Source organism: Streptomyces sp. CLV115, from assembly GCF_038448545.1.
GTDB lineage: Bacteria > Actinomycetota > Actinomycetes > Streptomycetales > Streptomycetaceae > Streptomyces > Streptomyces sanglieri.
Window position 1 is genome coordinate 12,025 of record NZ_JBCEWQ010000064.1, and the last position, 25,359, is coordinate 37,383.

The window sequence follows — 25,359 nt, forward strand, 5'->3', positions numbered from 1 at the left end:
GTCAATCCGCGCAGGGCTGGTGCCGATTCGCGCACGCCTCGCGCGACCGGTCCCGGAAATCCCGTGGCGGAATCCCGTAAGTGGCGCGGAACAGGCGACTGAAGTGCTTCGGGTCCGTGAAGCCCCAGCGGGCGGAGATGGCCTGGATCGGGCGGGCGTTCAGGCGGGGGTCGGTCAGATCGAGGCGGCAGCGTTCCAGACGGCGGTGGCGTATCCAGGCGGCCGGCGACGTGTCGTCCTCGGCGAGCAGCTGCTGGAGATGACGCAGGGAGATGTGGTGGGCGTCCGCCACCGTCCGGGGGGTCATGGCCGGGTCGGCGAGGTGCTGCTCGACGAATGCGTTGATCCCGGCCCGCAATGCGGTCCTGCGTGCCTCCGGGGGCAGTGCCTCCTCAGTGGCGATCACAGATGCCAGGAGGTCCAGGGTGACCGAGGTGAGAGTGGGGATGTCAGCGGGGGTGAACTCGTCGGCGCGCGTGTTGAGATCGGTCAGCCAGCGGGCGAACACCCCGCCCATGCCGTTGCGCCCGCTGATCGGGACCGCGAACAAGCCCTGCACCCTCTTCTCCGGCAACGGCAGCAGCCGGCGAGGACACTGCATGGTCACATGCGACCACTTGCCCGGAACGGCGCGAACGTTGCCGCAGTAGGGACGGCTGCTGTCCGTGACCACCAGATCGCCGGTACTCAGCACCCTGTCGTCCCCGTCTACGGAGACAGCGCCTTCTCCGTCGAGAAAGTAGTTGATCTGGCACACCTCGGGGTCGGACTGCCGTATCAGCTTCGCTGTCCGAGCGATCTCCAGATGCGAGTAGGCCAGCGCGGACACCTGTACCTCGCCGAAGTCCAGAACGCGCATCCTGGCCCGGAAGTCGTCCTGGTCGTTGCTGCGCAGCCGGTTGCGCATGTGCGATTGTGCTGTGGTTTCTTCCCACAGTGCGAACCGCTCCGGCGCTGCCACCACGTCCGTCCTGAACTCCGTGACCAGCATTCCCAGCCCCCCGTAGCCGGATCCCCTGCGGATTCGAACGTGACATGGGGAGATACACGCAGTCCAGTAGCACTTCGGTCACATGGGCCGCCCCGCACCTCCTGGCAGCAACGAAGTCTCGGTTCGAGAAGTGTCGTTTCGCGGGGTGCAGTTGAGGTACGGAGCACGGTGTGCGGGCTGGGACATCCGGATTGGTTGAGCTGACACTCGTGACGCGGGGAGGCGTACGTCGGGGCAGCCCCGACAACCGGCCCGACGACGGGCGACGGGCCGCGGACCCGAGCCCGTGGTCGTGGCGATTGGGGTCTGGCCAGGGATACGGGGACAGGCCCTCCCAGCGAGTGATCAGGAGACGAGGATGGAAACGCCGTCTCCGAGTAGCTTCAGTCCGAGGACGAAGAACAGGACGGCCATCACGGCGACATTGTGCTGCGCTGCCCACTCTTTCCAGTTGCCGAGCGTGGTCTTGGCTCGTTCTCCCCCGAGGAGGAACACTCCCAGCGGGGCCAGCAGGCCGAGGGTGGCGATCAGGACGAAGATCGCCAGCGATGCGATCTGCTGCCCGACGGGCAGTCCGGCTGAGCCGATCGTGGCGCCCGCGGCGATGGTCAGAGGGGCGTTCTTGGCATTGAGGGCGGCCAGCGCCAGCCCGAGTGCGAAGACCCTGACCAGTGTGAGACGGTCGATCACACCCATCCATTTCGGCAGTTGGGCTTGCGAGGGATCCCTCGGGCGCCGGTGCCATTGCCGGGCGCCGAAGAGAACGAGGAACACGCCCAGAGCGAGTTTGAGGGCTCCTACCCAGGTGGCCGGGTGATTGTGGGCGGCGGCACCTGCGGGGGAAGCGATCGCCAGCATCACCGCGCCCAGGGCCGAGAGCCCCAGGATCCAGCCGACGGTGAAGGCGACCCCGTTGAGACGCCCCCGCGGCGTGGCGAGTATGAGGATGATGGCGATGATCGGGAGCGGGCTGACCGCGACGGCGGCCGCGAAACCCAGCACGTCTCCGAGCACGTGGCCCATGATTGCCTCCGTGGCGATCCAGTGGAGCAGAGGGCGGCGGCAGCGGGTGACCCGGCCACCCGGGCGGCCGGGTCAGTGACGGGCCGCGGCGCTGTGCACGGCCGGGGCACTGTTCACGGCCGCGGAAGTGACGGCCCGAGAATATGGTGAGGATGTACGCGGCACGTTCCACCCAATTCCATCTTCCTGCGCCTGGCCGAATCTGTCTCCGGGAGGCTCTCGTGACACGAGGACCTCCCGATCCCGGTCTGCTTCACAGCGCAGACCGGGATCCCGCCGGGGCTTCTCGCCCGGGCGTCCGTCCAAGGGACCAAAACACCCCCGGGCCGAGATGCGGGGCAGCCCATTCTCAGGAAACATCGAATATGTGAGGGCGATGGCGCCTGTCTTCCGTGCGCTTGGCTGTCCTCGCGCCGATCCGTGACAGGAGGACCTCGCGATGACTGCGACGACAGGTGCAACCTCGTCGGCCGGCCATGAGCACCCGGGCAGGATGGACGGGGTCTGCAACGAGTTCACCGTCTTTACCAAGATCAAACCGGGCGAGGCCGATGCACTGCGCGAGGATCTCAACTGGCTCGGCGACGCGGCGAATGACGAGAACGTCCATGCGGCGCTGCGCCAGATCGGCACGCTGCATGACGCACGGCATGTCATTTTCGACAACGACACCAGGTTCATGTTCGCCAGCGTCTTCGACGGCTCCTGGGACACCTACATCGACGACTTCGCCAAAACGGTGGTCGGGGCCCGCTTCGACAAGGTCTTCTCACACAGCGAAGGATTCCCCGGCATCAAGGATCCAGGGGTCAAGGACTGGTTCCTCGCCCACCAGGAGCCCGCAGGGGTCTTCGTCAGCGCCTACCCCGATCTGACCGTTCAGCAGATCTACAAGGACCAGCGCGTGGACGACGCGTTCCAGGAGGTGCTGGACACCTCTGAGTTCCGGGCGGCGCTGGAGAATCCGGCCAACGCGGAACTGGTGGCCACGCCCGCCTTCCAGAAGCTGCTGGAGGAAGCCTCGGCCTAGCAACCGGACGACCCGGAATCCCGGCGTAACGACTCTCGGTCCAGACACAGGGCCGGGCCGCATGGCCGGGCGTGGGCCGGCCGCTGCCGGGCTGCCCGAGCAGAGACCGATCTGGAGGCACAAGCGATCATGAATACCGGGGACAGCCGCGGCTCGGCCGACGTGCGCATCGAGATCGACGATGTCCAGAGCGGGGCTCTACGCCCGCGGCCCGTGCCCTACGAGGGAAGATTCATCTTCCTGCGCGTCGACGACCGCCACGCCGGCCGCGCCCTGCTGCGACGGCTGCTCCCGGTGACCTCGGGCGGCCTGCCCAGCACGGACCGAAGCCAGGACGCCTGGGTGGCTGTGGCCCTCACCTATCAGGGGCTGAGGGCCCTGGGGGTGCCCCAGGAGTCGCTGGACAGCTTTCCACAAGCGTTTCGTGAGGGCATGGCCGCTCGCGCGGAGCAGATCGGCGACATGGGCGAGAGTGCCCCGGCCCACTGGGAGCCACCGTTCGGTACGGGTGAGGTCCACATCGCGTTGAGCGCCCTCTCCTCCGACGTGGCGCAGCTGAGCACGAAGCTGGAGCAGGCCCGTGTCGCCTTCGAGGACACGCCCGGTGTCCGGGTGATCTGGCAGCAGGAGGTCCGCCAGCTCCCGACCGGGCGCACCACCTTCGGCTTCCGTGACGGCATCAGCCATCCGAACATCGAGGGCGTCGGGCTGCCCGGCTCCAACCCGCAGGAAGTCCCCATCAAGGCGGGTGAGTTCATCCTCGGCTACCCCGACGAAACCGGGAACCTGCCGCCCATGCCCACCCCCGACGTGCTGGGACGCAACGGGACCTACGCGGCCGTCCGCAAGATCCACACCAACGTGGCGGCCTGGCGCCGGTACCTGCGGGCGAACAGTTCCGGTGCCGAGGAGGAAGCACTCCTGGCGGCGAAGATGGTGGGACGGTGGCCGAGCGGAGCACCACTGACACTGGCACCGGAGCACGACGATCCGGAGCTGGCCGCCGATCCGCACCGCGTCAACAACTTCCTGTACCGGGAGAAAGACGATCGCGGCTACCGGTGCCCCGCCGGCGCGCACATCCGGCGCACCAACCCCCGCGATTCCACCATCATCGGCGACGCACGGATGCACCGCCTCATCCGCCGCGGTACCACCTACGGCCCGCCGCTGCCGGACGGTGCGCTGGAAGACGACGGCGCCGAACGCGGCCTGGTCGGAGTGTTCCTCGGCGCCCATCTGGAACGACAGTTCGAGTTCATCAAGGCCCAGTGGATCAACGACGGCAACTTCATCGGCTACCCCGGCGAGAAGGACGCGGTGGCCGGGCATCACAGCGGAACCGGCACCCTCACCATCCCGGAGAAGCCGGTCCGCCGTCGTCTGCAGAACCTGCCCGGCTTCGTGGTCACCCGGGGTGGCGAGTACTGCTTCGTACCGGGGCTGCGCGCCTTGCGCTGGCTCGCGGAACTGGAGGACTGAGGGCAGTTTCCACCACGGCCTTCGAGGAGGGTCCGACACCATGCCAGCACAGTTCGTCCGCTATACGCCCGACGTTGAAGCCGACGATCCCGACTTCGACCGCAACCTGCAGACAGTGATCGGCAAGACCGAGAGCTACATTGCGGGCTCCGTCGAAGCCGGCGGCACCGGCCGGGCCCTGCGCGACGCCCATGCCAAGGGCTACGGGCTGGTCCGAGGAGAGGTGGAGATCCTGGACGGGCTACCTCCCGAGTACGCCCAGGGCATCTACGCGACCCCGGGAACCCACGATGCACTCATCCGATTCTCCAATGGCTCGCCGCACGCCGGAGCCGACGCACGACTGGGCGCCGCCACCGGACTGGCACTGAAGATGTTCGACATCCCCGGCCCGACCCTGCTGGAAGACGAACCGGACACGGGCACCTTCGACTACGCCAACATCAACGGACCGATCTTCTTCTGCAACACGGTCGAGCACTACCTGTTCATCCAGGAACTGTTCCTGAACGCCCCGGCCTACTTCTCCCAGGGCCGACCGGGAGCACATCGTTTCTTCACCGATTTCGTGACCGGAAAGGGAACACTGGACCAGGACAACTGGGCATGGGACGAGTTCCTGGCCTTCCTGCGACTGTCAAAGACCCCTCCGGCAAACGTACTGCTGTCGAGCTACTGGACGATGGGCGCGGTCCGGCACGGGGACTACATCGCCAAGGTGCGCATCACCCCCGACCCGGACTTCGCCGCCGCGGTGGTCCGGCGCGACATCGATCCGACCTCGGCAGCGGAGGTCTTCCGGCCGGCCCTGCAGGCCGAACTGCAGGAACGGCCCTACGCCTTCGACATCCAGATCCAGCTCTGCACCGACCTGGAGCGCATGCCGGTGGAGGACACCACCGTGGAGTGGCCCGAACAGCTCTCACCGCCCGTCACCGTGGCAAAGCTGCGGCTGCCTCAGCAGGACATCTCCGGCCCGGAGAACCTTGAAAAGATGGACGCACTGTCCTTCACACCCTGGCGCGTCACCGCCGAACACGCACCCCTGGGCAACATCATGCGCGCCCGCAAAGAGGTCTACCGCCATTCCTCCATCGCGCGTCACAAGCTCAACCAGCAGCCGCGCACGGAACCCCGCAGCGCCGACGAGGTTCTCCGTTCGGCCGGATGAAGCCGACCAACAGGGCGGCGCACGGGAGCCGAAACCAAAGCCGGCTGCGCTCTACCCGCAGTGGTATCCGTTCTTGTCCGACCCGCCCGGCACACCCGCCGCCCCGGGCCGAACTGTGCAGGCTCGCTCACCGTCGGGAGCAGCGCGGGACGCGAGCGCCATGACCCGGCCCGACATCCTGTCCTCCCGGCAGGAAGCGGTCCTGGCGGCGATCCGGGACTGGATCGCGCAGATCGGGGGAGCACGTCCGTCGGGCAGATCGGCGTGCGGTTCGGCCTGTTCAGCGCCGGCTCCGTCGCCCACCAGCTCGGCCGCCTCGAAGCCCGCGGACCGATCAGCCGCACCGGTCACCTCCGGCGCTCCTGCCGCCCGAGCACCTGACCTTTTCAGGGGCTGGTGAGGGTGTCGTGCCCGCCGATCCGACGCCGGACGATGTGCGCGCCGCGCATCCGCTCCGTCCCGTACGACCAGGTTGCCCCGGCCGCCGGGGCCGACCGTTTCCGCCTCCTGGTCGTGACGTGGTTCCTCAGAGGTGAAGGGCCTGGTTGAGTTTGCCGATGGTGGCGGCCCGCAGTTCCGGCATGCACGAGGCTGTTGCCTCTTCCGTATTTCGCCGCGGCCCAGTCGCCCCGTTGACCACACCGGCCAGGAAGCGGGTCCGCCGGTACCTGAAGACGTGTCACGCCCCGTGTCCGTCCACTGCGCCGCCTCCACGTCTGCCACGGCATGCGCTTCCGCGGGCCGACCGCCACGGCGGCCCGAGCGGGGCGGGCAGGTGCCGGGCGGGGCCGGGCGGAGGACCCGTGTCGTACCTCCGTGGTACTCATGTCCCATGAGTAAGTTCCGTGACTTCAACCTCAAGCTGCTCGTCATCGAGGAGCTCATGTACGGCCCCGAGCCGCTCCTCCCGGTCTACGACCTGCCCGCGCGGCTGGCCGAGCGCGGGATCGGAGACCCCGCGTCCTACGTCCTGGAGAACGGCCTCCACGCGGAGGTGCTGCCTGAGTCCCGGGCCCATTTCGAGGCCCTGGAGATCCCGACCGAGCTGCTCGCCCGCGTCGAGGAGCTGTGCTTCGACGCCGGGGCGGACGTCTTCCGGCACTGCGCCCCCGCCTGGGACGGCGAGGACGACCTGTTCGACGTCCGCTCGCTCGACGACCTCGCCCTGCTGCCCAACCTGCGGGAGGTCACCTTCGTGGAGGACGGCGTCCGGCATCGACACCGACTGAGCCCCGGTACCCGCCCGCCGCCCCGGCCGGGGAAGTCTGCGCACCGCCGGCCGCTCGCACGTCAACCAGCGCGCCCAGGGGCGCCGGAGGGTTCTCCACACTCACTCACCGTCCCCTGGGCCTGTTGAGGTTTCAAGTCCGTCTTCACCACCCGAGTTCACCGCGTCACCGGTGCCGGTTCACCCTCCTCGACGCCGTTGCTCGGACATCCCCATCCCTACGGGGAGGTGCGCAGCCAGACGGGACTTGCGAGGCTCGGTCAATCGGCGGTGCCCCTCATGGACAACGGCGCGTTCGCGTGGGTCATGGTGTCGTCGAGGCCGTACGGGACGCATGGTGCCGTGCGCCGGTGACGACGAGCGAGACGTTCTGCCCACCGAAGCCGAAGGAATTGCTGAGCACGGCCTCCTGGGGGACGTCTCGTCGCTCAGTGACGACATCGAGATCGATGTCGGGGCCGATGCCGGCCACAGTGAGGTTGCGGGTCGGCGGGATGACGCCGTGCTCCACGCTGAGGACGGCGATGAGCGCTTCGATCGCGCCGGCTGCGCCGAAGAGATGACCGAGCGCCGCCTTGGGGGCTGTCACGGTGGCGCGGCCGAAGACTTCCCCGATCGCGTGCGCCTCGGCAACGTCGCCGACCGGAGTCCCGGTGGCGTGGGCGTTGATGTGGCTGATCTGCTCGGGAGTAAAACCGGCTTGCGCGAGGGCCTTGCGCATGGCTGAGATCTGACCGGAGCCGTCGGCAGCGGGCGCCGTGATGTGGTGAGCGTCGGCGGCGATGCCGGCGCCGGCGAGCACCGCGTGGACGTGCGCGCCCCGGGCGTCGGCATGCTCGGCGCTTTCCAGCACCAGTACAGCCGCACCTTCACTGAGGACGAATCCGCTGCGGTCCGCGGCGAACGGCCGGGACGCTGCCGCGGGTTCGACAGTATGCCGCGACAGTGCTTGCGCCTGGACGAAGCCGGCAACGGTGATCGGTGTGATCGCGGCCTCGGTCCCGCCCGCGATCACCACGTCCGCCTCGCCGGCGCGGATGAGCCTGGCCCCGAGGGCGATCGCCTCGGCACCGGAGGAGCAGGCCGAGACGGGCGTGTAGGCGCCTGCCCGTGCACCGTATTCGATGCTGATCAGCGCCGCCGCCGCGTTCGGCATGAGCATCGGGACCGTGCGTGGCGAGACGCGCCGTGTGCCGGCCGTCTCCAGTACGTCGTCTTCCTTCAGCAGCGTTCGTACGCCCCCGATGCCCGTGCCGATCGCCGATGCGAGCCGGTCCGGGTCCACCTCTGGGGTGCCGGCATCGGCCCAGGCTTCGGCCGCCGCGGCCAGGGCCGCCTGCTGCGAGCGGTCGAGCCGCCTGGCCTGCACCGGCAGCAGCAACTCGGCGGGGTCGATCGCCATCGTCCCCGCGACGGTGTCGGGAAGGCCGACATGTTCGTGATCACGCAGGACGCCGCCGCGGATGCCGGACTCGCCGGCAAGCAGGGCGTCCCAGGTGGACGCCGCGTCTGCCCCGAGTGGGGTGATCGCGCCGAGTCCGGTCACGACGACTTCGGTCCGGTGCATGCCCTTCAACCTTTCTTGTATGCGATACAAACAAGCGCTCTTTGTTGTATCACATACAATTTCGGTGTGGAGAAGAAGCGAACCGAAGCACGATCAACGCCGGCCCGGTCGCGTGACCGCGGTCGCGCGACGAGGCACCGGCTGATTGAGGCAACTGCACGGCTCTGCATGGAACGGCCCGGCGCTGAGGTGGGCGTCGCGGAGATCGCGAACGCGGCAGGCGTCTTCCCCAATCAGGTCACCTACTACTTCGGCTCCAAGGACTCGCTCCTCGTGCACGCCGCCTTTCTCGGCATGCTGCACGACGCCCGAAGGATTGAGCGCCTCGGTCGCCAAGCCCCCGATGCGGCGACATTTCGGCGCAACATCGCCCGCGCAGTACTGGCGATGCCCTCGCTCCCGTCAGTCGCGCGGGCACTCGCCGCCGGAATCTCCAAGCCAGAACTCGCGCCCGTGGTCGACCGGCACCTCCAGTTGTTGTTCCTGCAGTCCGAGCGCTTCGTGAGCCGGCTCATCGACAGTCGCGGCTGGAGGGCCCGTCGACCGCTCGACGTGGAGATCAGGACGTTCTGGAGCACCGCGCTCGGCGCGGTGCTGCTCGTCCGGGCCGGGGCACATGGCACTGTCGCCGAACTCGACCTCGCCGGAGCATTGACCATCCACGACGAACCCGATCCCGGTTAGCTCGGCCGGACAGGACGGCGACGACGTGCGCGGTACCCGCGCGACGGTGGTCCTGTCGCGGTCGGCAGGTTTGCCGTCGCCGACGCACTCCACCGCTGCGGCCAGGGCGTGTATCGAATGTCAGCGCCGCCCCGGTCACGCTGCTTTCGCGTCCTCACCGGCCAGGAACGGATGCAGCAGAGTGAGCAGGGCGTGCGGCCGGTGCAGCGGGATGATGTGGCCGCAGTCCTCGATGACGTGTCCGGTGAGATCGTCGGTGACCGGGCGGAGCTGGCGTTCCAGCGCAGGACCGACGGGCAGGGCGCCCAGCGCCATCGTCGGCACCGTCAGGCGGGCAGTGGCGACCGCCTGTTCGATCTGTGCTGCGCTCTCGGGCAGGGCCCGGTAGTACGAGAACGCGCAGCTCAACGCCTGGCGGCCGGTGTATGCGCGGACGAACGCGTCCCGGAGAGCGGGGCGCACCCCGTCGCCGAGCGTGCCGGCACTCAGAAACCAGTCGACGTAGGCGGCCTCCTGGCCCTCCAGCACGGTCTCGGCAAGGCCGAGTGCAGCGGAATGGAAGCCGAACCACCACGGCGGCCCGTCGGCGAGGAAGTCCTCGGCGCCAGGCAGCCTGCCCAGAAGGGACTCCATGACGACCAGGCGCCGGACGAGACCGGGGCGGCGCAGGGCGAGGAGGAAGGCCGGCGCGGCGCCCGCGTCGATGCCCACCACCGCGGCCGAGGACACACCGAGCGTGGTGAGAAGCGCCGCGGCGTCCTCGGCCAGAGTGCCGGCGTCGTACCCGGCGGCGGCCCGGCTGCTCGCACCGAACCCACGCAGGTCCGGCGCGATGACCCGGTAGCGGCCGGACAGATCGGCCATGACGTCCGTCCACAGCTCCCAGGTGTGCGGGAAGCCGTGCAGCAGCAGGACGGCCGGGCCCGATCCGGCGAGGGCGACGTTCAGTTCGACACCGTTGGCGAGGACGCTTCGCAGCTCGGGCATGGAGGGACTCCGGGTGCTTGGTGAGTGATGGTGACCAGGTCACGCTAGGGAACTACTCTGGTCTGCCCAAGACGGCACTTTCCCTTCAGGTGGTGAGCCCCAGGTGACCATGTCGAGCCACGGCGAACGCGACCAGCGACCCGGTGAGCGCGGGGACCTGCTGGATCCGCGCTGCCCGACCCGCCAGTTGCTCGACCGTATCGGCACCAAATGGACGTCGATGGCGGTCAAGATGCTGGCCGAGGAGGCTCCGGGTGAGCTCCGTTTCGCGGAACTGCGGCGCCGCATCCCGGGCATCTCGCAGAAGATGCTGTCCGTCACCCTGCGCAGCCTGGTCCGCGACGGTCTGGTCGCGCGCCGCGTGGAACCCACCGTGCCGCCCGCCGTCCACTACCGGCTCACTGAGCTCGGCCTGTCCCTCGAAGGACCGCTCGCCGCCCTACGAGCCTGGGCCGAGACGCACATGCCGGAGATCGACCGCAGCAACCAGCTCGCCGACGAGTCAGCCCCCAACTAGCGCCTGGATCGAATGTGCTGGTCACAGCCACTCGTTGATGGCCGAGACAAGGACGGTCGCCTCGTAGCGGACCACCGGCTTGTCATGCCGCGTGGCTACGACCCGGTGTCTTTTGAGGCGGTGAACACCGCCCTCGACCGCGTGCCGCTCGCGGCGGCCAATCGGGTCGAACTCCGGCGGCCGACCGCCGGGCCAGCCGCGTTCCTTGCAGTTGCGGGCCTGTTCGGCCTTGTCCGGGACGGTGCAGCGAATGCCACGCCGTCGCAGGTGGGCGCGGTTCCTACGAGAGGCGAATGCCTTGTCCGCGCGAACCCGCCGCGGCCGAGCGCGCGGCCTGCCCGTTTCCAGCCGGGGAACCCGGATACGGCCCAGGACGACCTCGAACCGCAGGACGTCCCCCTCGCTGCTCCGCGCGATGACGATCGACATGGACTTCTGCCGCTGCTCGACGGCCAGGTGCAGCTCGGTGGTCAGGCCACCGCGCGAGCGTCCGGGGCCATGATCGACCGGCTCGGCGGCGCCGCCGGGCGGCTCCTTCTGCAGATCCCCCTCTTCGTGCCCCGGCAGTGTGCTGGTGGGGCACGGTGGCCTCGCCTGATGGGCAGATCCGTAGCCGCGATGCTGCACCCCGCGTTGTTGAGCAGCACATCGATCCGGCCGAAACGCTCCAGACCGGTAGCGACGGCCGCAGTGATCGAGCCGGAGTCCCGCACGTCGAGCCGGGTCACGAGCACGTTGTCCAGCGGGGTGAACTCGGTCTCCCGTTCGGGGCTGCGCATCGTGGCGATCACGTTCCAGCCCTGCTCATGGAAGAGAAAGCCACCTACCAGCTCACCGCGAACCCGGCCGAGGCCGAAGTGCTGTGGGGCCGTACGAGTCTGAGCCGTTGCCTCTCAGGGCAGGCCTCGGTGGGTTTTCGGCCTGGTCGGCCATGACCCGCCGGGCAGATCTCGGCGGGCACTGTCGGCGGCTGGGTGACGACCGGCTGCCCGAAGAGGCGGGCCTCACGCGGATGGATTGCGTAAATGGCGAAGTTGACATGAAGGATTGTCGGCTTAGCCTTGCCATGCTTGAGACTGGATCGCGCAGAAGCCAGAACGACGACCATCAGGCTTCCGCAGCTTCGAAAGAGGGGGAACTACCGTGAAACGAACCGTCAAACGGTCGGTCTTATCCGCGTTGACGACCTTGGGACTGGCAACCTCGTTGGCCCTCGCCACTTCACCGCAAGCCCACGCGATCGACAGAGTGGAGTGCGGGCCGAGTGATTACCTCACAGTGTATTGGCACATCGAGTACGGGGGCTCCTGGACCACCGAGAAGTCCTGTTTCGCCAATGCCGGTGAGATCGACATGGACGTGATGGGGACCGAGTGGCTCGACGAGATCTCGACCGGCAACAACCGTGTCCAGTGGTGGGGGGACGGGCGCTGGCAGCCCGAAACTCCCATCGGTAAGAACACCGTCTACACCTTCCCGAACCATCCTGGGGGGGTCGCGCTGGACTGGATCAGAATCCTCTGAGCCGTAGCTGACCCCGGGGCGGCGATCGCGTCCGATCGCCGCCCTGCACCGCTACCGCGGTCCGATCTGGGCGCATGTGCGATTCCGCGTGGAACGGCCAGAGGGGCCGGGAGCCGGTGGGTCTGCTCTTTGCGGCGGGGCGTGGTACCGAGCGGCCAGGTCGCCGCGGGCGGTCAGGGTGTTCGTTGCCCAGCAGCCACTCGCGGCCGGCGACCATGTGTTCCCCATACGTCGAGGAAGCGCTGTGCAGGTGGGCGTTGAGGAGGCATACTCCCGCGAGGTGGAGCACGGGGTGGGCGGCGGGCATCCATGGGGAATCTCCGGCACTGTCGCACTCTCGGCCGACCTGCTGATGGATCATCTTGAGGTCGCTCGCTCGCTCGCGCGCGCGGCGAGCCGTTGACCTTGTGTGTTTTCGGCACGGTGGTTGTCCGTGACGTAGCGGATGACAGCACAAAGGGGCCTTTCAGCCCAGGCTGATCGTCGTCGATCTGAGATGAGTGGTTGTCAAATTCCGCAGATCAGTTGAGGTTGTCCATGCATCGAGAGGCTGTACGCGTTCGATGAGCTGACCGATCTCGAATCGGGCTGCCGTGCGGCCGAGGGCGACGAGGTGGTGCTCGGCCTGCGGGGACTGGCCGGTGGTCTGCCGGGTTCCGGACGTGGACATGCGGTGAAGTCCAGTGAAAAGGCCACCGCTCAGGGAATACTCCGCGCATGGCGTCATGGAAGCGCATCCTGTGTTGGATCTTGGCGGGCCTGGGGACGCTGGTTGCTGGGGGACTCATTGCCTGGGCGTCCCTCGGAGATCTGGACCAAGCCGATCAGGTGGCCAGTGTGTGCGGAGCAATCGCGAGCATCATCGGAGCCATAGTGCCGCTGGTGATCGTTCTGCGGACCCCGAGCGACTCACCAGCTCCGATCATCACGATGCGCGCCGGCCACGGCTCGCTGCTCGCGCAGGGCAGCATCGAACGGTCGCGTGCCCGCGTGCCTCGCGGCGGATCCTCGCAGATCGATGCCGATGAGGACGTGCAGATGGCTGCCGGTGACGGCTCCGTCCTCTCAGGCGCGGATCTTCGCGATGTGACGGCTGGAGAGGACAGCGACAGCTCATGACTTCGGGGAAAGACAGCAACGTCCCGCCCGAGCGCGATCTTCCCGTGCCGCCCCCTCCGCCGCACCCGCCCTCCACCACGTTCAGTGCGGGCGACGGGGCGATGATGGCCGGCCAGAACATCACAGACCCAGTCACAGGCCCGTCGATCGGAAGGGACAATTGGGGCACAGTCGCGGGTCGGGACATCAACAGAACAAAGATCGGCGGGGGCTGGTGGATCGCGATCGTTGCCGTGCTGCTCACCGGTACTGGTGGGGGCTTGTACTGGGCCACTCAAGACGACTCCGATCAAGGGTCGCAGATGCCCCGGACCGGCACGAGGAAGCCGCCGTCCGCCTCTCCCGGGAGTGCCACGCCGAAAACACAGCTGTCGGTGCCCAGCCTCTATGACCCCTCCCGCGGCTGGGAGTCAGGTCTGCCGGGAACCCAGCTCACCCTGCCGCATTCCGGGGCGGTCGCCGTCTTCCAGGAAGGCGGTAGGAACAATGGGACATTCACCGTGCTGGATGTGACCAGCGGCAATACGTTGTGGAAGACCGAGGTGAAAGGCCCTGGCATCATGTCAGCACTTTCGGTCACCGAAGATGGAAAGGACTACCTGGTCGCCTCCGCGTCCGGCGCTGCGGGTGCCGACGTCGTCAACAAGGGCCGAAATGTCACCACGATCGACATATTCCCCGCCCGTGCTACGGGCGACAACGTCAAGCCGTCCCACCATCTGGAACTGGACGGCGATGGTGCGGTGGCGAGCGGCGGCGGCGGACTGCTGGTGGAGTTCGACGACGACGTGGTGATGACCGTGGATCCGGCCACAGGCGCGACGAAGAAGTACGACCTGAGGAAGACGAAACCCCCGGCCGGCGAGTGCCGTTTGTGTTTCTCATCGACCAAGGCCGTCGCGGTCACGCCTCGCGGGCCGCTGTTGGCCACTGACACCCGGCCCTACGGACACTATTGGGTGCCGGGAGCCTGGTCGGGTGGATCTCTCACCACTGACAGCGAGAACAAGGTCTTCATGGCACCCGTCGGGAACTCTCTCGTTGCCAATTGGCACGACGAGGGGGCTACCGATGACACGTGGGCCGTCTTGGACGCCGCCACGGGGAGGGTACGCGCCAAGGTCGACTGTGCGCCGACGAAGGGAGTGACCGACGACGACTCCAAGGGAGCTTCCGTTTCGGCCGACGGACGCTATCTCGTTCGCAGCCACACGGCCTTCGACTTGGAGAAGGGCACCGGCCGCTGCTTCGAGGAGACCGACCGAGACAAGCCGGTCCATCTGACCGGTGTGACCGATGACGGCGTCGCCTTCGGTATCGGCTCCTCGACTGCCGATCAGGCCGACCCGCGAGTCGTCATCGACCTCGCCACAGGCCAGGTCGAAGCCAGTGATTACGTCGAGGCTCCCTTCAGCGACTACTCCGGATACGGTCTGTTCTGGGACGACTCCACAAACACCATGATCGCCTACCCGCACGCCAAGTGACATCAGTCCCCGGGGGCCGTGGGCGGCTCGCGTTCGCGGCGCAGGGGGCGTACAGCTCACGTCATGCACGAAGGCCTGTACCGATCTTGAGGGGCAGGTGCCGAGGCGCCGACGGGCGGACTCGATACGGCGCCAACAGCGGCTGAAAGAATGAGGCGGACGGCTCCTGGCACGAGCCCGCCGGCAGTGAGATCGAAGAGGTCATCCTGGACAACCTCCATCTGGGTCCGCGTCCAGGACGGCACCCTCTACCTGGACCCGACGATGGACATCCCGGCCTGCCCTGGGGCTGCACCGGCTTCGGCCCTGGCGCCCTCGCCATGCTGACCGACCGTCTCCCGGACGACGGAGCCGCCCACGGCCTCACCTACGGCGATAAGGGCGACGTACTGAACGGCGAACCCGGCCCGGGATGGTCGGTGATCCGGTCCGCCGCCGACTTCGACACCCCGAACAGCGGAGCGAGCCGCCGAGGGGTCAGGTTTGTACGCCAGTACGCCGCGACCAGCAGTCCCCTGGCCCTCCAGCGGAAGGCTCCACGGCCGGCCCCTGCGGAACGCGTCCGCACCTGCGCGGCGCAGCATCGTCACCAGTTTCCCGAAGGCACGCGGAACCAGTCCGGTGAACGGGGCTGTCCAGGACAGCTCCCGACGCCGTGATCCCACCACTCACACGGAGATCGTCTCCTGTGTCGGGGGAGCTCTGTGTGATGCCGCGCGGAATCCGATGGTGCTGCGCGGCTCCGGCGTCAAGAATCCCAGGATGCAGGAAGTGAAGTTGTCCGACGGGGTCATCACTCTGTCCCCCCTGCGCCTGGACGACGTGCAGGCGCACCTCGCGGGGGAGGACGAGCTACTCGTTCGCTGGCTCAACGGAGGTCCCGGCACGCGCGAGGGCATCGAAGCGTACTTCCGGCACTGTCGGGAGCAGTGGGACACCGCCCGGCCACTACGTGCGTTCGGCATCCGGATGGGCGCCGACGGGGTGCTCGCCGGCACGATCGACTTGCGGTTCGCAGGAGAGGGTCTGGCGCCCGGCCAGGTGAATGTCGCCTACGGCCTCTATCCGTCCTGGCGGCGGCGCGGCCTGGCTACCCGCGCGGTCCTGTTGGCGTCCCAGTACGCGGCGAATGAGGGCGGCGGGGAAGCCGTCATCCAGGTCGAGCCGGATAATCCCGCATCTGCCGCAGTCGCGCAGCGGGCAGGGTTCACCCCCGGCAAGCCCACGCGCAGCAAGGACGGCACACGCCTCGACCGGTACATCCGGAACCTGCACGCCGCCGCCCCGTGACAACCAACAATCACGGGACAATCCTTGAACGAGCTACCGCGATGACCAGGGAACACGCTTCTGCTGACCGGCCGGGCGGCGGTGGACATCGACAAGTTCGAAGCCATCCTCGTGGCGTACGAGATGCTGAACCTGGCCCAGGCCGGAGTCACGGACAAACCCGACCCACCCTTGCGTGGTCGCGTGTCGGAGAAGCCACCCGACGACGTCCATCGTCACCCCGAAGTCGTCCTCGTGGACGCACGTCCGGACGGTCAGGGCCCACGGTTCGCTGCCGTCCAGGTTCGGCCTGTCTGTGGCACGGACCAGCAGGGAGACATCGGCTCCGTCGAACGAGTGGCTCGCCGAGCCACCGTCGAAGGCCTGCCAGGGACCGCCCCATGACTCCCAGTCGGTCGACTTCAGTTCTGTCGGCATGTCCGCTTGTCCCAGGAGCCACCTCAGTTCCAGGAGCACCGGCTCGGGCAGGTCCGGCAGTAGGTCCACCGCCAGAAACAGGTCGTAGTAGTCACTCACATCACGGACCCTAGCCCCAGCCGCTGACAGCACCCTGCGGGCCCGGCAAACTTCCACGGAGTCCGGTGTTGTCAAAGCTCGGGTTCTGGCTCACTTTCCGTGGAGCGCTGACTGAGTGTGATGTCAGTGGAGTGTGGTGGGATGGTTGGACTCTGCTGCCGTGGCCTGCTGGGAGACCGCCTTCATGCCCGTGTACTCGTCTCTGACTCACGCCCTGGCCGCGGCCTTGGTCGACGTTCTGTGGTTCATCGAGGGCAGTGAAGACGAGCAGATGGATCCGGACGAAGCCGTCAAGGTCCTGGAGGGTGTCGCCCACCTGGTCAGCAAGCTGCCGAGCGACCAACGGAGCGAACTGATCGGTCTGCTCGGGACGATGGCCAAAGCCGAGTCCGACCCCGCACGGCGGGAGTTCCTAGAAGGGTTTCCGGAAGGCTTCGGGCTCCTTGATGATGCGGCCTGACCTGTGCATCAGGAGTAGAGCAGGACGCGCTTGCGGAGAAGATGGAAGCCGGCCCGGCCGAACATCTGGCGTTTGAGCATCTTGATTCGGTTGACGTGGCCTTCGACGACGCCTGAGCTCCAGGGGAGGGTGAGGCCGGCGATGACTGCATCGCGGTCACGGTCGATGCCTGCGGCTAGTGTGTGGAGGCCGGGGAGGTTGTCTTGCCGGACGGCGTCGAGCCACTGCTGCAGCCGTTCGCCCTGGCGCTCGGTGAGCATTTGACCGAAGGAGCGGACGTGGCCGGTGAGGGCGTCCAGTTCAGGGCAGTGGACCAGAACGGCCTTGAGACGAAGGTGCTCCGTTTCGGTGAGGGTCTCCGGGCGGCGGAGGCTCCATCCGGCGACGACCCGGGGTGACGGTGGCCGAGCCGTGACGAGGCCTGGCGAGAGCCTCTTCTCCCGGAAATAGGCGCGAACCCGCTGGTAGCTGCCCTGATAGCCGTGCGGCACGATCTCCTCCCACACCCTCCAGGCGTTCGTGCAGCCTTGGTTCCAGCGGTCATCCAGGTAGGGCTTGAAGGGGTCGAGTTTGGATGGTCGGCCCTGCCACTGCCCCTGGAATAGGTCCTCCGGGATGGCTGCGTCGGCGAGGAGCTTGACGGTGCGGGAGGTCATCCGGAGTTGGCGGCCGATCGCCCTCCGGCTGAGCCCGGCGGCCATCAGTTCGTGGACGGTCGCGTGGTTCACACGGGTGCGGTCAGCGAAGCGGTGTCCCCTCGGCCAAGGCGAGCCGGAGGGGTCGTCGAACTTCTCCGTCTCGGGGGCAGGCTGGGCTGGATCTGGCGTCAGGACCTTCAGGCATCCGCGGTGGTCTGCGACGCATCGCTCTGCGGCCTCGCTCAGGTTGTGCCAAAGATGCCACCTGTCAGCGACCTGCGCCGCCTGCGGTGCCCCGGCCGTGGCACCTTCGGCGAAGAACGGTGCCTGATCACGGCAAACCACCTCCACCCCTGGCCGTTTCGCGAGCCAAGCCGCCACGCTGGACGCCTCCCGGTCGGGCAGCAGGTCCACGGGACGCCGGCTTTCGACGTCGACCAGGACGGTCCCGTAGTGACGCCCTTTGCGGGTCGCGTACTCATCGACGCCGATCACCCGCGGGGCCGGAACTTCAGGGTCGGGCGACGCTTCGACAAGCCGCAGCACGGTACTGCGGCTCACGGACACACCGAACACGCTCGCCATGCGGGCACCGGCGCGACCGGCGAGCGCGAGGCTGACCGCGGCAAGCGTCGACCGCAGGCGCTCGGTCCGTCGACCGTATCGACGGGTCAACCCTGGCAGCTGTTCCGCGAAAGTCCGCCTCCTACATGAGATGACCTGGCAGAGGAACCTGCGGACTCGCAAACAGAGAGCAACCTGTCTGCCTCCGCTGGGCACATCAGCAGGAAACCGCAGGTAGGAGCTGTGAATCCTCCGTGACCAGCTCCCGCATCCGGGACACATGGCCCCAGCCGTTGTGCTTCGGGCCTCTATGCGTACCGCCTCGTTGTTCACGGTGGTCGACAGCACCGCCACGTCGGCGATCGACGGGAACAGCAACTCATCCAGATGGAGCACCACTTCTTCCACGGGCCGCACTGTCAGCCACACCGCACCCGGTACGGGTCAATTCCGGGCAACTTCCCCAAGGCCGACTCGACCGAGACCCGTCACTCAGCGTGCATGCTCCACGGAAGTTGAGCCAGAACCGAGAAGGGTTCTGGCTCAACTTCCGTGATCGGTAACGGTGAGCTACTGGGGTCGGCCTGCCTGTTCGATCACACCGCCTGGTTGCACGCAGTTAGCGTGTCCGGATGCCGTCTGTGAATCTGCGTCATTCAGTCCGCGCAATCATCCTCGACGAGGACGAGCGAGTCCTTCTCTGCCGGTTCACGATTCCAGAGCCAGCAGGAACCGTGGTGTGGGCAACTCCCGGCGGAGGGATCGAGCCGGGTGAGACGCCGCTTGCCGCGCTGAGCCGCGAACTGCAGGAAGAGGTTGGGCTTGCCGTCACAGCCGATCTGCCGCACGTCTGGCACCAGGAAGTTGTGGCCCCTGGACATGCCGAGGGCTACGACGGCGTCATCAACGACTACTTCCTCGTACGCACTGCCGCATTCAAGCCGCGCGGAACCCTGTCCGACGACCAGCTTGCCGCGGAGTGCATCAGCGGTCTTGAAGTGGTGGCACCCTCGCGAGATCGCGTCCTATGCCGGTTCGGACCTGTTCTCCCCGCGTGACCTCGCGTCTTCCCTGACGACATTGATCACCGCCGGTGCTCCGTCTAGACCCATCCGGCTCGGCCTGTGAACAGGCACTCCCTTCATGGCGCGAGCAGGACTCGCTTCCGCAGGAGGGCAAAGCCTGCACGGCCGAACATCTGACGCTTGAGCATCTTGATCCGGTTCACGTGGCCCTCGACGACGCCCGAGTTCCAGGGCAAGGTGAGTTCGGCGATGACGGCGTCGCGATCGCGGTCGATGCCGGCCGCGAGGGTGTGAAGGCTGGGCAGGTCGTCGCTGCGGACGGCGTCGAGCCGTTGCGGGAGACGGTGGCCTTGGCGCTCGGTGAGCATTTCGGTGAAGGACCGGACGTGGCCGGTGAGGGCTTCGAGTTCAGGGCAGTTGGCCAGGTCTTCCTTCAGGAAGAAGCGCACTTCACCCCGCCCCTGTCACCGCCCAGCCGCCAACACCTCGAGTGCCGTAGCTGCCGGTGTAGCCGAGCGGGATGATCTCCTCCCACAGCTTCCAGGCGTTCGTGCATCCCTCATCCCAGCGTTTGTCGAGGTAGGGCTTGTACTCGTCAACGGCCGTGGCTCGGTTGAACCGGTACTGGCCGGTGAAGAGGTCTTCCGGTCTGGCGGCGTCAGCCAGGCTCTTGACGGTTCGGTGTGTCATATGGAGCTGACGACCGATGGAACGGCGGCTGTGGCCTGCTTCGAGCATTGCGTGGACGGTGGCGTGTCTGGCCCGGATGCGGTTGGCGAACCGGTCACTCTTCCACGGGGAGGCCGGGGTCTCCCCGGACAGCACAGGCTCGTCCGCTTCCTCCTTCCCGACCGATTCGGGTAGGAGGACGCGCAGACACTGGCGATGGCGGGCGACAGTACGCTCGGCGGCATCACCGAGGTTGTTCCACAAGTGCCACCGGTCAGCGACCTGGATGGCTTGTGGTGCCCCGGCCCTGGCGCCTTCCGCGAAGAACGGCGCACGGTCGCGGCAGACGACCTCGATCCCGGGACGAGCGGCGAGCGGCGAGCCACCCGGCCACGCTGGACGCCTCCCGGTCGGGCAGCAAGTCCACCGGTCGTCGGGTCTCGACGTCGACCGGCACGGTGCCGTAGGCATGGCCCCTGCGGGTGGCGTACTCATCAACGCCGACCACCCGAGGAGACGGGATATCCGGCTCGGGCAGGGCCTTGATCAGGCGCAGGACCGTGCTCCGGCTGACGGACACGCCCAGAACCGCGGGCAGTCGGGCACCGGCCCGGCCCGCCAGGGCGAGACCTACCGAAGCGAGCGTGGAGCGCAGCCGCTCGGTGCGCTGGCCGTGCTTCCGGGTCAAGCCGTGTATCTGCTCGACGAAGGTCCGCCGCGAACACACTCTGTCCAGACACCGGAAGCGCCGGACGCGCAGGCGGAGTACGACTCTTCGCCCACCACTCGGGACATCGGCGGGAAACCGCAGGTAGGAGCTGTGAACCCGAGCCGACCAGATGCCGCACTGCGGGCAGGCGGCGCCCCGCGAAGTGCTGTGCGCGTCAACACGGACTATCGCGATATCGACGTCTACCGACAGCACCGCGACGTCCGCGATCGACGGGAACAACAGCTCCTGCAACCGGAGCACAACTTCTCTCACGGGCGAGACTGTCAGCCCCACCACGATGATCATGATCTCTTTTCGGTCTGCTTCTCGCGCCACCCAGCAGCCGCCAACCGTCACTCAGAGTCGCCCTTGCACGGAAGTTGAGCCAGAACCCTGAGAAGTGAACGAAGCCCCCCCGTACGACGACCGGCGTGACCGTCCGCCGCGCCCTTGGCGCAGGCCCCCGGGCCGGGCCACGCATCCGCGCCGCCCGGGCCGACCTGCTCGACGCTCTTCCCGGAGAGCGTCCTTCCGACCTCGACCAGCTGCGAGCCCGAGGCGTGCTCGGTACACGCCCAGTTGAGTCCCGTCTCCGCGGCTGATCCTCGGGACCGGTCGGCGGCACCCGGCGGCTCCGGCTGGCCGGGGCCCGGCGCCGGGCCGGGAACCGCGCCGGGTCCGCACGCGTCGGTCCAGAGCGTGAACGATCAATTGCCTGCGCTTTCCGACAGCCATGCCGAACTCGTATCCGACCTGGGCGGAATCGTCTGTGACTATCCCTCCGTGGACCCGGTGGAGGCGTTGACGGGCCTCGTCGCGGACGCCGCCGGCGCTCTCGACCGCCGTGGCACGCCGGAGGGGCGCCGGGAGCTGTCCGGCTACACCGTGCTCCTTCTTGCCACGTCCTGGTACGCGGCTTCCGGCCGGATCCAGGGCAGGACCCTCCCCGACACCTATGCCGACGTCCTCGGCCGCATCCGGGCGGCCCTCGAACCGGCCGTGTGCCGCTGCCCGGACGGGCACCCGGACGACATTCTCAGTGACGACCCCGAGAGAATGGTCGAGTACGGGGTGAGCCTGCTGACCGCGGTCGGGCGGGAGATCATCGCCGCGGACTACGAGCTCGAAAACGACGAGATGGCCGTACTGGACTGCCCGGCCTTCCTGGTCGACCTCACCGACAAGGCCGCCGTGGCCGTCCGCGAGTGCATCGAGAAGCTCTTCGGCGAGATCGACGTCTCCTGCCTCGACGCCGCGTTCCTCCGCGACGGCGGCCGTATCGACTTCACCGCCGTCCAGGACGCCCTCGCCCGTACCTGGGAGGACAACGCAGGGCCGGTGGGGCTGTGGTGCGCCCGGCGATGGCTGTCCGGGCAGGTCGGGGAGAACGAGCGGATCGGCGTGATGCTATCCCTCCGCATGGTCGTCCAGAATTCGTACGAGGGGCTGCCGCCGTCCTACTCGCGCGACATGAGGGCCGCCCTGGAGACCGTCGACCTCAACGCCGTGTGCAGCCACCGGATCCACCCGTGGTCCGCGGTCGCGGACCGGCGCGCTGCGGTCCTGCACCTCTGCGCGCCCGCGGACCATCCGGAATCGCCGGTGCCCCCGGAGCTGTCGGCGCGCGAGCTGTGGGAGTGCCCGGGGCAGTACCTTGAGTTGGCCCGGGCGGGCCTCCGAACGATCGCGCGCTGGCACTCCGGGACGGATTCCGCCGGGGGCGGGGACACCGGATCCTGACGCGTACCGCGTACCGCGTACCGCGTACCGCGTACCGCGTACCGCGTACCGCGTACCGCGCACCGCGCACCGTGGCCGGGATCGGCCAGATCGGGAGCAAATCGGCGGCCCCGCACGGGAGTTCGGGAGGTGGTCGTGCGCTGAACCGGTGAGGATTTCGTTGTCACCGAGCCCGAGGCACGACCCTGATCGGGCGGGAAGTTCCCCGGACCGTGGAGTTCCTGCCGGTCTGGCCGGAGCCTGCCCGCTACCGCGTCTTCGCCGGAGATGATGGCTTCATGAACGCACTGACCGCCCGCTGCTCGCCCGCCCGTTCCCGAGCCATGGCTCAACTGGCGGAGGCCGCCGCGAAGTTGGGCTGTGACGTGCCCGACGACCCGGGGGTCACCGAGCTCGCCGACCAACTGGCCCACGTGGCTGGTCACCTCCCGGACGACCTTGTCGCCCGCGCCGAGGCGGTGGCCGCGCTGAAGGCGGCCGTCGAGCACCTACGAGCCGCGGCACGGTTGGGAGGCCTGCTGCCCGCCGTCACCATCCACCACCTTCATCTCGCTCTCCGGTACGAACGCAGCGCGCGTCATGACCTGGACCGGCCCGCTGTCCCCGCACACTGACAAAGACCCATACGCGGATCCAATTCGAGGCGTCAGTTTCGGCGGCCGTGCCCGGGAGGATGGATTCCGCTCCGCATCGAGCGGGTCCTGACCGACAACGCCTGGTGCTACCGCAAGGGCCTGGCCTGGAAGGCCGCCCTCGCCGAACCCGGCGCGACCGGCAAGCTCACGCGTGCCTACCGGCCGCAGACCAACACCGAGCGGACCGAAGCCCTGACAGACCTCCTCCACACCTGCAACCACCGCCCCTGCCACACCACGCTGGACGGACACCCACCCGTCAGCCGTGTAGACAACACCTAATCCGCGCCTCGTTCTACCAATAGCCGCATCAGCTCCACGTTGGTGGTCCGGGTGCGTCCGAGAGCGCTGTAGCCTTCGCCGTTGCGCGCCCCGACCTCGGCTCCCGCATCAAGAAGTACGCGTGCACAGTCGAGCCGATCGGCGTTGCACGCCCGCATGAGTGCCGTCCAGCCCGATGCGGAGCGTGCGTTGATGTCCGCGCCGGCGGACAGCAGCAGCCGTACCATGTCGCCGAGGCCATTGTTCGCCGCGCTGATCAATGCGGTCTGGCCGTCGAAGAACGGCGAGCGAGGGTCGGGTGCATCGATCTCTGCACCGTCGGCCAGCAGGTCCTGAACCGCTGCCATGTCGCCGCGGTCGACGGCGTCGAACAACGCGGCACCGGGTGCCTGCGGATTCCAGAGGCCCAGGTTCGCGCTCGGGTCCCGCAGATCGTTCAGCCTCATGGTGCCTGCACACTCTTCGTTCGGGACGGGCGAGGGTAGCTACTGCCTCTTGCAGCTGACACGAACCGCGCCCGACCGGGACAAGGCTAGGGCCTGGCCATGACCCATCGGACAGGCCCTGGTCAGCGCCGCCGGCCGGCGGGATCAGGTGGCGCAGGTCAGGCGGCGCAGGTGTCGAGCACTCGGAGAGGGCTTTGGCCTCGGCGGGGTTGGCGGTGAGCCAGCAGGTGACTTTCACCCTGATCCGGGCGCGGCTGTAGGGCCACCAGTACGACTGCAGCGATGGCTTCCACTTACCGGGGTCCTTGTCGCCCTTGGCCCGGTTGCTGCCGGCCGACACCGCGATCAGCTGCGAGCCAACCAGGGCGTTGGCGAAGGCGCGCCGCACGACGACACGTTTGCGGACGATTCCTTCGATGTCCTGGTCGCGCAGGGTGTCGTACCAGAGCACGGCAACGTCCCGGTCGTCGGTCGCCGGAACAACCTGGAGCGACGGCTCGGCATCGGCGAGGAGCTCCAGGAGGAAGGCGCGGTGCTCTACGCTGACCATCCGCAACGTCCTGCCAGTCCCTGCGCGCTGACTTCAGCGGCGGGTGGCGGTGCAGCCCGCGTCGTTGACGGCGCGGGTCCATACGCCGCGGTCGAACCACTTGCCGATGTGCGGCTGAATCTCGGTGATGGTGCGCGTCCGGGCCTCCCAGTCGTGCCTGGCCGGCCCACGGCTGCCGTCGCATCCGGGGCAGCTGTCCTCGCCGTGGACGTGGCCTGCCCGGGGTGGTGAACGGCGCCGTCTGAACCAGGCCCGCGAGACCGGGTGGCCCTGTGCCTTTGCAGTCGCGGCGCGGCAGTCTGATCCAGGGCCACTTCCCTGATGCGGGCACCGCCGCCGGGCAGCTGCCGCAGGGCCTGGTCCTCGACGGCGACCTTGTGGTTTGGTCGGGGGACCGGCTCTCGCCCGAGGCGTTGCAGCGCCGTGCGGCCTCCGGCGAGCGCACCGCCGAGCAGTTCGCCGCCTGGCTGTGTAGGTCAGAAGCAGGAACGGCTGTCGACGCACTCTGGGAACGACCGCAGGTCTACGATCACGAACATGTTGATGAGAAGTAGGAACAGGGGAGTCGCCGTAGGGGGTTTCGGGCTGGGCCCTGAGTTTTGTCCATGAGGGATGATCCCCTCATGGACAGAGTTGTTGATCTCCACGAGGCGGCTGTCGTTTTGGCTCAGCGGACGGCGGGCTGGATGTCGGCCGGCCTTGAAGTGGGCCGGGTGACATGGAGGGATGCGGAGGCGTCCTGGCCTCAGCCGCTGGAGACCGACAGGGCTCAGGTTCATGATCCGGACTCGGTTGGCGTGGTGATATCCGGTCCGGCGGAGGCCGTGCTGTCGGTCGTGCTGTTCCGTGGCGGCTGGGCCGATGTGGACTTCGTCGCTGACCTTGACGACGCTGGTTGCCTGCCGGCCTCGGGGATCACGTCGGCGTCGGACTTCGAGGCCCGGATGGATCAGTGGGTCGCTCGTGTCTTCGGGAGTCTTGGCAGCGATGGATGAGGGGCGCTTCGCCTTGGCTCATGTGGC

Annotated in this window: 28 protein-coding genes and 3 pseudogenes; 17 read left to right on the forward strand and 14 right to left on the reverse strand. The window is 67.9% G+C overall.

The window, feature by feature from the left end:
* Position 1 precedes the first annotated feature (1 nt).
* On the reverse strand, positions 2–991 hold the full coding sequence (locus AADR41_RS22110) for an AraC-like ligand-binding domain-containing protein (protein WP_342283120.1): 990 nt from the start codon (positions 989–991) through the stop codon (positions 2–4).
* A 345-nt stretch (positions 992–1,336) separates the two neighbouring features.
* Complete coding sequence (locus AADR41_RS22115) at positions 1,337–2,014, reverse strand: GAP family protein (protein ID WP_342283121.1); 678 nt, start codon at positions 2,012–2,014, stop codon at positions 1,337–1,339.
* A 439-nt stretch (positions 2,015–2,453) separates the two neighbouring features.
* Here AADR41_RS22115 and AADR41_RS22120 point away from each other — a divergent pair, with 439 nt between their 5' ends.
* The 3 genes from AADR41_RS22120 (at position 2,454) to AADR41_RS22130 (ending at position 5,697) form a co-directional block, all read left to right on the forward strand.
* The gene (locus AADR41_RS22120) at positions 2,454–3,044 is read left to right on the forward strand and encodes a hypothetical protein (RefSeq protein ID WP_342283122.1); all 591 of its coding nucleotides are present in this window, start codon (positions 2,454–2,456) and stop codon (positions 3,042–3,044) included.
* A 129-nt stretch (positions 3,045–3,173) separates the two neighbouring features.
* Positions 3,174–4,526 carry a Dyp-type peroxidase gene (locus tag AADR41_RS22125; RefSeq protein ID WP_342283123.1) on the forward strand — a complete coding sequence of 451 codons (1,353 nt, stop codon included), beginning with the start codon at positions 3,174–3,176 and terminating at the stop codon, positions 4,524–4,526.
* A gap of 40 nt (positions 4,527–4,566) precedes the next feature.
* The gene (locus tag AADR41_RS22130; protein ID WP_342283124.1) at positions 4,567–5,697 is read left to right on the forward strand and encodes a catalase family protein; all 1,131 of its coding nucleotides are present in this window, start codon (positions 4,567–4,569) and stop codon (positions 5,695–5,697) included.
* Positions 5,698–5,748: 51 nt separating this feature from the next.
* On the opposite strand, the gene AADR41_RS22135 is transcribed toward AADR41_RS22130, so the two are convergent.
* A complete protein-coding gene (locus AADR41_RS22135; RefSeq protein ID WP_342283125.1) occupies positions 5,749–6,048 on the reverse strand; it encodes a hypothetical protein in 300 nt (99 codons plus the stop codon).
* Positions 6,049–6,529: 481 nt separating this feature from the next.
* Here AADR41_RS22135 and AADR41_RS22140 point away from each other — a divergent pair, with 481 nt between their 5' ends.
* Positions 6,530–7,054 carry a DUF6892 domain-containing protein gene (locus tag AADR41_RS22140; protein WP_342283126.1) on the forward strand — a complete coding sequence of 175 codons (525 nt, stop codon included), beginning with the start codon at positions 6,530–6,532 and terminating at the stop codon, positions 7,052–7,054.
* Between the two features lie 175 nt (positions 7,055–7,229).
* On the opposite strand, the gene AADR41_RS22145 is transcribed toward AADR41_RS22140, so the two are convergent.
* Positions 7,230–8,492, reverse strand: coding sequence for a beta-ketoacyl-[acyl-carrier-protein] synthase family protein (locus AADR41_RS22145; RefSeq protein ID WP_342283152.1), 1,263 nt, complete (start codon positions 8,490–8,492; stop codon positions 7,230–7,232).
* Positions 8,493–8,558: 66 nt separating this feature from the next.
* On the opposite strand from AADR41_RS22145, the gene AADR41_RS22150 reads away from it, so the two are divergent.
* A complete protein-coding gene (locus AADR41_RS22150) occupies positions 8,559–9,176 on the forward strand; it encodes a TetR/AcrR family transcriptional regulator C-terminal domain-containing protein (protein WP_342283127.1) in 618 nt (205 codons plus the stop codon).
* A 135-nt stretch (positions 9,177–9,311) separates the two neighbouring features.
* Here the strand turns inward: AADR41_RS22150 and AADR41_RS22155 are convergent, their stop codons facing one another.
* The gene (locus AADR41_RS22155; RefSeq protein WP_342283128.1) at positions 9,312–10,163 is read right to left on the reverse strand and encodes an alpha/beta fold hydrolase; all 852 of its coding nucleotides are present in this window, start codon (positions 10,161–10,163) and stop codon (positions 9,312–9,314) included.
* 109 nt (positions 10,164–10,272) lie between these two features.
* Here AADR41_RS22155 and AADR41_RS22160 point away from each other — a divergent pair, with 109 nt between their 5' ends.
* Complete coding sequence (locus AADR41_RS22160) at positions 10,273–10,680, forward strand: winged helix-turn-helix transcriptional regulator (RefSeq protein ID WP_342283153.1); 408 nt, start codon at positions 10,273–10,275, stop codon at positions 10,678–10,680.
* A gap of 21 nt (positions 10,681–10,701) precedes the next feature.
* Here the strand turns inward: AADR41_RS22160 and AADR41_RS22165 are convergent, their stop codons facing one another.
* Positions 10,702–11,307, reverse strand: a complete 606-nt coding sequence (locus AADR41_RS22165; RefSeq protein ID WP_342283156.1) for a hypothetical protein — start codon at positions 11,305–11,307, stop codon at positions 10,702–10,704.
* A 47-nt stretch (positions 11,308–11,354) separates the two neighbouring features.
* Positions 11,355–11,459: pseudogene (locus AADR41_RS22170) on the reverse strand (hypothetical protein); the annotation flags it as partial.
* A 499-nt stretch (positions 11,460–11,958) separates the two neighbouring features.
* Here AADR41_RS22170 and AADR41_RS22175 point away from each other — a divergent pair.
* The 3 genes from AADR41_RS22175 (at position 11,959) to AADR41_RS22185 (ending at position 14,810) form a co-directional block, all read left to right on the forward strand.
* Entirely contained in the window at positions 11,959–12,204 is a 246-nt protein-coding gene (locus tag AADR41_RS22175) for a beta/gamma crystallin domain-containing protein (RefSeq protein WP_342283129.1), read from the forward strand.
* A gap of 717 nt (positions 12,205–12,921) precedes the next feature.
* Positions 12,922–13,323, forward strand: a complete 402-nt coding sequence (locus AADR41_RS22180; RefSeq protein WP_342283130.1) for a hypothetical protein — start codon at positions 12,922–12,924, stop codon at positions 13,321–13,323.
* Positions 13,320–14,810, forward strand: a complete 1,491-nt coding sequence (locus AADR41_RS22185; protein ID WP_342283131.1) for a hypothetical protein — start codon at positions 13,320–13,322, stop codon at positions 14,808–14,810. Before AADR41_RS22180 ends, AADR41_RS22185 begins: the two co-directional genes overlap by 4 nt.
* Positions 14,811–15,213: 403 nt before the next feature.
* Here AADR41_RS22185 and AADR41_RS22190 read toward each other — a convergent pair.
* Positions 15,214–15,482, reverse strand: a pseudogene (locus AADR41_RS22190) (helix-turn-helix domain-containing protein); the annotation flags it as partial.
* A gap of 54 nt (positions 15,483–15,536) precedes the next feature.
* On the opposite strand from AADR41_RS22190, the gene AADR41_RS22195 reads away from it, so the two are divergent.
* A complete protein-coding gene (locus tag AADR41_RS22195; protein WP_342283132.1) occupies positions 15,537–16,100 on the forward strand; it encodes a GNAT family N-acetyltransferase in 564 nt (187 codons plus the stop codon).
* 33 nt (positions 16,101–16,133) lie between these two features.
* Here the strand turns inward: AADR41_RS22195 and AADR41_RS22200 are convergent, their stop codons facing one another.
* A complete protein-coding gene (locus AADR41_RS22200) occupies positions 16,134–16,616 on the reverse strand; it encodes a hypothetical protein (protein ID WP_342283133.1) in 483 nt (160 codons plus the stop codon).
* 160 nt (positions 16,617–16,776) lie between these two features.
* Between AADR41_RS22200 and AADR41_RS22205 the strand changes: the two genes are divergently transcribed.
* Positions 16,777–17,076, forward strand: a complete 300-nt coding sequence (locus AADR41_RS22205; protein ID WP_446751090.1) for a hypothetical protein — start codon at positions 16,777–16,779, stop codon at positions 17,074–17,076.
* Between the two features lie 8 nt (positions 17,077–17,084).
* Here the strand turns inward: AADR41_RS22205 and AADR41_RS22210 are convergent, their stop codons facing one another.
* Complete coding sequence (locus tag AADR41_RS22210; protein WP_342283134.1) at positions 17,085–18,686, reverse strand: ISL3 family transposase; 1,602 nt, start codon at positions 18,684–18,686, stop codon at positions 17,085–17,087.
* Between the two features lie 224 nt (positions 18,687–18,910).
* Here AADR41_RS22210 and AADR41_RS22215 point away from each other — a divergent pair, with 224 nt between their 5' ends.
* A complete protein-coding gene (locus AADR41_RS22215; protein WP_342283135.1) occupies positions 18,911–19,336 on the forward strand; it encodes an NUDIX domain-containing protein in 426 nt (141 codons plus the stop codon).
* 83 nt (positions 19,337–19,419) lie between these two features.
* Here AADR41_RS22215 and AADR41_RS22220 read toward each other — a convergent pair whose 3' ends face one another.
* The 3 genes from AADR41_RS22220 to AADR41_RS22230 all read right to left on the reverse strand — a co-directional run bounded on the left by AADR41_RS22220 (position 19,420) and on the right by AADR41_RS22230 (position 20,990).
* A complete protein-coding gene (locus AADR41_RS22220; protein WP_446751091.1) occupies positions 19,420–19,671 on the reverse strand; it encodes a transposase in 252 nt (83 codons plus the stop codon).
* 82 nt (positions 19,672–19,753) lie between these two features.
* On the reverse strand, positions 19,754–20,329 hold the full coding sequence (locus AADR41_RS22225) for a hypothetical protein (protein WP_342283155.1): 576 nt from the start codon (positions 20,327–20,329) through the stop codon (positions 19,754–19,756).
* Positions 20,247–20,990 carry a transposase family protein gene (locus tag AADR41_RS22230; protein ID WP_342283137.1) on the reverse strand — a complete coding sequence of 248 codons (744 nt, stop codon included), beginning with the start codon at positions 20,988–20,990 and terminating at the stop codon, positions 20,247–20,249. Before AADR41_RS22230 ends, AADR41_RS22225 begins: the two co-directional genes overlap by 83 nt.
* Positions 20,991–21,383: 393 nt before the next feature.
* Here AADR41_RS22230 and AADR41_RS22235 point away from each other — a divergent pair, with 393 nt between their 5' ends.
* The 3 genes and pseudogenes from AADR41_RS22235 to AADR41_RS22245 form a co-directional block, all read left to right on the forward strand.
* Complete coding sequence (locus AADR41_RS22235; protein WP_342283138.1) at positions 21,384–22,424, forward strand: hypothetical protein; 1,041 nt, start codon at positions 21,384–21,386, stop codon at positions 22,422–22,424.
* Positions 22,425–22,702: 278 nt separating this feature from the next.
* Positions 22,703–23,038: a hypothetical protein gene (locus AADR41_RS22240; protein WP_342283139.1), complete on the forward strand. Its 336-nt coding sequence runs from the start codon at positions 22,703–22,705 to the stop codon at positions 23,036–23,038.
* A gap of 72 nt (positions 23,039–23,110) precedes the next feature.
* Positions 23,111–23,341 (forward strand): annotated as a pseudogene (locus AADR41_RS22245) (IS481 family transposase); the annotation flags it as partial.
* Here AADR41_RS22245 and AADR41_RS22250 read toward each other — a convergent pair.
* Positions 23,338–23,787 (reverse strand): ankyrin repeat domain-containing protein, encoded by a 450-nt coding sequence (locus tag AADR41_RS22250; RefSeq protein ID WP_342283140.1) that lies wholly within the window; start codon positions 23,785–23,787, stop codon positions 23,338–23,340. The pseudogene AADR41_RS22245 and the gene AADR41_RS22250 sit on opposite strands and share 4 nt — an antisense overlap.
* 822 nt (positions 23,788–24,609) lie before the next feature.
* On the opposite strand from AADR41_RS22250, the gene AADR41_RS22255 reads away from it, so the two are divergent.
* A complete protein-coding gene (locus AADR41_RS22255; RefSeq protein ID WP_342283141.1) occupies positions 24,610–24,891 on the forward strand; it encodes a hypothetical protein in 282 nt (93 codons plus the stop codon).
* A gap of 69 nt (positions 24,892–24,960) precedes the next feature.
* Positions 24,961–25,332 (forward strand): hypothetical protein, encoded by a 372-nt coding sequence (locus AADR41_RS22260; protein ID WP_342283142.1) that lies wholly within the window; start codon positions 24,961–24,963, stop codon positions 25,330–25,332.
* Positions 25,333–25,359 lie beyond the last annotated feature (27 nt).